The following is a 3,958-nucleotide window of genomic DNA, read 5'->3' as shown; positions in this document are numbered from 1 at the left end:
CAGGACGGCGAGATCGACCACATCGAAGTCAACGCCACCGCACCGGACGGCAGCGGGCAGATGCGCAATTTCGTGTTGTGCCCGGGGCTGGCCTACGACCGTTCGCCGTGTGGCACCGGCACCAGCGCCAAACTGGCCTGCCTGGCCGCCGACGGCAAGCTCGGCGCGGGTGAGCACTGGACGCAGCAGGGCGTGCTGGGTACCGCGTTCGAAGCGTCCTACCAGCCCGGTACGCGCGGCATCCTGCCGCGCATCATCGGCCAGGCGTGGATCACCGCGCGTGCCACCGTGCTGATCGACCCGGCTGACCCGTTCGCCTGGGGCATTGGCGGTCCGCGGCCGTGAGTGCAGGCGGTACGTTCGAGCTGATCATCATCGGCGCCGGCATCGTCGGCGCCGCCTGCGCCGAAGCCGCGGTGGCCGCCGGCCTGCGCGTGGCGGTGGTGGAATGCGGCGCGGTGGGTGGCGGCGCGAGCGCGGCCGCGATGGGCCACCTGGTGGCGATGGATGGCGATGCGCATGAGCTGGCGTTGTGCAGCTATTCGCTGCGGCTGTGGCAGCGTTGGGCCGATTGGCCACAGGCCGAATACCAACGCTGCGGCACCCTGTGGGTGGCACGCAACGGCGACGAACTGGATACCGTGGCCGCCCGCGTGGATGCGTTGGCGGCGGTCGGCGTGCAGGCCGTGGCGGTGGATGCGGCGGGGCTGTACCAGCGCGAACCGCAGCTTGCCGCGGGCCTGTGCGGTGGCATGCACGTACCGGGCGACGCGGTGGTCTACCCGCCGCGGGTGGCCTGGCGGCTGATCGAAGATGCCTGCCGGCAGGGCATGCAGTTGTTTGCCGGCGCCCGTGCCACGCAGCTGGTCGAGGACGGCGTGCTGCTGGCCGATGGCCGCGTGCTGCGTGGGCCGGTGCTGGTGGCCACCGGCAGCGCATTGCCGGAGTTGCTGCCGGAACTGCCGATGCGTGCGCGCAAGGGGCAGCTGGTCATCACCGACCGGCACCGGCCGTTGCTGCGCCACCAGCTGATCGAGATGGGCTATGCCGCCGCCGCGCATGGTGCCGATGCCGCCAGCGTGTCATTCAACGTGCAGCCGCGGCCGAACGGCCAACTGCTGATCGGGTCCTCGCGCGAATACGACGCCGCGGACAACGGCATCTCGATGGCGCTGCTGCAACGCATGCTGCGCCGCGCGTTCGACTTCGTCCCGGTGCTGCAGGAGTTGCGTGCGCTGCGCAGCTGGTGCGGTTTCCGCCCGGCCACGCCGGACGGCTTGCCGTACCTGGGCGCGGTGCCGGGCCGTCACCGGGTATGGGTGGCGGCCGGCCATGAAGGGTTGGGCATCACCGCCGCACCGGGCAGTGCGCGGCTGCTGGTCGATGCCTTCCTCGGCCGCAGTCCGGCGCTTGCGCTGGACCCCTATCGGCCGGATCGGCTGCAGCAGGAGGTGGCATGAGCCGCGTCGTATTGAGTGTGGACGGCCTGCGCGTGGAAGTGGAGGAGGGCGCCACCGTCGCCGCCGCCATCGCGCAGGTGCGCAGCAGCTTCCGGCGTTCGCCCGGCGGCGAGCCGCGCGCGCCGCTGTGCGGCATGGGCCTGTGCTTCGAATGCCGGGTCCGCATCGATGCGATCGAGCAGCTGCGCGCCTGCATGGTGGTGGCACGCCCGGGCATGCGGGTGGAGACACAGCGATGAAACAGCATCATTACGACCTGCTGGTGGTCGGGGCCGGCCCTGCGGGCCTGGCCGCGGCCCATGCCGGTGCCCGCCGTGGTGCGCGGGTGGGGTTGGTCGATGCACAGCCGCGCGCCGGCGGCCAGGTATGGCGGCACGACCTGCGCTTCGGCGTGCCGGCGATGGCGCGGGCGCAGATCGAAGGCCTGGAGGCCGCGGGCATCGCGCTGCTGGCCGGGCGCGAAGTGACCCTGGCCGACCCGCACCGGCTGCTCGCCGTCCATGCGCACGGCGCAGTGGCGCTGCACTGGCGCAAGCTGGTGATCGCCACGGGCGCACGCGAGCTGCTGCTGCCCTTCCCGGGCTGGACCTTGCCCGGCGTCACCGGCGCCGGTGGCCTGCAGGCGCTGGCCAAGCAGGGCCTGCCAGTGGCCGGCAAGCGGGTGGTGGTGGCCGGTACCGGCCCACTGCTGCTGGCGGCCGCCGCCACGCTCAAGCGCCATGGCGCGACGCTGGTCGGCATCCATGAACAGGCCAGCACCGCGCAGCTGCACGGCTTCGCCCGCCAGCTGTGGCGTTGGCCGGGCAAGCTGGCGCAGGCGGTGGCACTGCGCGCCGGCCTGGCGCCGGTGCCATGGCACCGGCAAAGCACGGTCGTGGCCGCGCATGGCGACCAGCGCCTGCAGGGCGTGGACATCGTCACTGCCGGTGGCCCGCGCACGCGCGTGGCCTGCGACCTGCTGGCGGTCGGCTGGGGCCTGGTGCCGAACGTGGAGCTGGCGCGGCTGCTGGGCTGTGAACTGGACACCTCCTGCACGCACCCGGTGGTGCGCGTGGACCTGCAACTGCGCAGCAGCCATCCCGACATCCACGTGGCCGGCGAAAGCCTCGGTATCGGCGGCCGCGACTGTGCCCGCATCGAAGGCGCGATGGCGGCGTGCTTCGCCCTGGGCGACGTGCGCGGCGGCGAGGCACTGCGCCACCGGCGCGAACATGAGCGTGCCTATGCCGCGCTGCTGGCACGGAGCTTCCAGCCCGGCGAACAGGCCCGCACGCTGGCCGACCCCGACACCCTGGTCTGCCGCTGCGAAGACGTGCCGATGGCCGACGTGCACGCGCACCCGGACCCGCGTCAGCTGCGGCTGGTCACCCGTTGCGGCATGGGTGCCTGCCAGGGCCGCATCTGCGGCGCCGCGCTGCGCGAACTGCGATTGACCTCCCCTTCCACCTCCCCCACGGCCGTGCGGCCGCCACTGACCCCGGTCAGCCTGGCTGCATTGGCAGATGCATCCTTCGACCCATACGAACCAGGTAAGCCTTGATGAGCAATGCAGACTTCTGGCGCGGCGTACTGCCGGCCATCACCACTCCCTTCACCGCCAACGGCACGGTGGACCATGCCTTCCTGGCCGAGCACGCACGCCGCCTGGTCGATGCCGGCTGCAGCGGCCTGGTGCCGCTGGGCTCGCTGGGCGAAAGCGCCACCCTGAGCTTCGAGGAAAAGGTGGCCATCGTGCGCACCCTGGTCGATGCGGTGGGGGCCCGCGTGCCGATCGTGGCCGGCATCGCCGCGCTGTCGACGCAGGAAGGCATCGCGCTGGCCGCGGCGGTGAAGCAGGCCGGCGCCGGTGGCCTGATGGTGCTGCCACCGTACGTGTACTCCAGCGACCGCCACGAGATGGATGCGTACATCCGCGCAGTCATCGCCTCCACCGATCTGCCGGTGCTGCTGTACAACAACCCGATCGCCTACAAGACCGACTTCAGCCCGGAACAGGTGGCCGCGTTCGCCGCCGAGTTCCCGCACGTGCAGGCGATCAAGGAGTCCTCCGGCGACATCCGCCGCCTGGCCGCGATCAAGGCCCTGCTCGGCGATCGCCTGGTGCTGCTGGTCGGCGTGGACGACCTGATCGTGGAAGGCATCGCGATGGGCGCCGAAGGCTGGATCGCCGGTACCGTCAACGCGTTCCCGGAAGAAGCGGTGCAGTTGTTCGAGCAGGCACGGCGCGGTGGTTACGCGGCGGCCCGCGAGTTGTACGAGTGGTCGTTGCCGCTGCTGCGCATGGACACCGTTCCCAAGTTCGTGCAGCTGATCAAGCTGATGCAGGAGCGCGTGGGCCTGGGCAGCGAGCGCGTGCGCGCGCCGCGGCTGGTGGTGGAAGGCGGCGAACGCGCGCAGGCGCTGCAGCTGATCGACCACGCCATCGCCACCCGCGGGAAGCGCTGAGATGGCCACGGTCGCGCCGTTGTTGATTGCCGGCCACTGGCGTCCGGCAGCGG

5 protein-coding genes are annotated in these 3,958 nt (G+C 71.7%); all 5 read left to right on the top strand.

Annotation, left to right across the window (positions count from 1 at the left end; all coding sequences use genetic code 11):
- The coding region (locus tag VA603_RS18340; protein WP_323439687.1) for a proline racemase family protein at positions 1-345 on the top strand (345 nt) is incomplete at its 5' end.
- A complete protein-coding gene (locus VA603_RS18335; RefSeq protein WP_165931237.1) occupies positions 318-1,460 on the top strand; it encodes an NAD(P)/FAD-dependent oxidoreductase in 1,143 nt (380 codons plus the stop codon). The genes VA603_RS18340 and VA603_RS18335, both read left to right, overlap by 28 nt.
- Positions 1,457-1,699: a (2Fe-2S)-binding protein gene (locus tag VA603_RS18330; protein ID WP_132863943.1), complete on the top strand. Its 243-nt coding sequence runs from the start codon at positions 1,457-1,459 to the stop codon at positions 1,697-1,699. Before VA603_RS18335 ends, VA603_RS18330 begins: the two co-directional genes overlap by 4 nt.
- Positions 1,696-3,000, top strand: a complete 1,305-nt coding sequence (locus tag VA603_RS18325) for an FAD/NAD(P)-binding oxidoreductase (RefSeq protein ID WP_323439686.1) — start codon at positions 1,696-1,698, stop codon at positions 2,998-3,000. Before VA603_RS18330 ends, VA603_RS18325 begins: the two co-directional genes overlap by 4 nt.
- Positions 3,000-3,905 carry a dihydrodipicolinate synthase family protein gene (locus VA603_RS18320; RefSeq protein WP_323439685.1) on the top strand — a complete coding sequence of 302 codons (906 nt, stop codon included), beginning with the start codon at positions 3,000-3,002 and terminating at the stop codon, positions 3,903-3,905. Before VA603_RS18325 ends, VA603_RS18320 begins: the two co-directional genes overlap by 1 nt.
- Positions 3,906-3,958: the final 53 nt, after the last annotated feature.

Source organism: Stenotrophomonas capsici (assembly GCF_034961085.1).
GTDB lineage: Bacteria > Pseudomonadota > Gammaproteobacteria > Xanthomonadales > Xanthomonadaceae > Stenotrophomonas > Stenotrophomonas capsici.
Note: the sequence above shows the minus strand (reverse complement) of the source record. Positions and strands in the feature narration are given on the sequence as shown.

What these genes read in the sequence shown, in the direction of transcription:
- VA603_RS18325 (WP_323439686.1), top strand. Translation starts at nt 1,696, where the DNA reads ATGAAACAGCATCATTACGACCTGCTGGTGGTCGGGGCCGGCCCTGCG.
- VA603_RS18320 (WP_323439685.1), top strand. Translation starts at nt 3,000, where the DNA reads ATGAGCAATGCAGACTTCTGGCGCGGCGTACTGCCGGCCATCACCACT.
- VA603_RS18330 (WP_132863943.1), top strand. Translation starts at nt 1,457, where the DNA reads ATGAGCCGCGTCGTATTGAGTGTGGACGGCCTGCGCGTGGAAGTGGAG.